General features: G+C 60.1%; 1 protein-coding gene. It reads left to right on the top strand.

Annotation, left to right across the window (positions count from 1 at the left end; translation table 11 throughout):
- Window positions 1-248: hypothetical protein (locus RN22_RS25355; RefSeq protein ID WP_046308523.1), on the top strand; the 248-nt coding region annotated here is incomplete at both ends.

Consider the following 248-nt stretch of genomic DNA (forward strand, 5'->3'; position numbering starts at 1 on the left):
GGCGACACCATCACTGTTACAGTGACCCAGCCGGATGGCACCACCAATGAAGTCACGACCACTGTCCCTGGCGGCTGGACAGACGGCACCGCTGTGCCTGTCACTCTGTCACCGGAAGATCTGGGTGGCACGGGCGGTGAATTGCCTGGCGAAGGCGATTACACCATCACAACCACTGTGACTGACAGTGCCGGTAACACCTCGGCACCAAGCACGGAAACCGGCTTTACCGTTGATACCACGGCACC

It is taken from the genome of Grimontia sp. AD028 (genome assembly GCF_000973155.1).
In the GTDB taxonomy this organism is placed as follows: domain Bacteria; phylum Pseudomonadota; class Gammaproteobacteria; order Enterobacterales; family Vibrionaceae; genus Enterovibrio; species Enterovibrio indicus.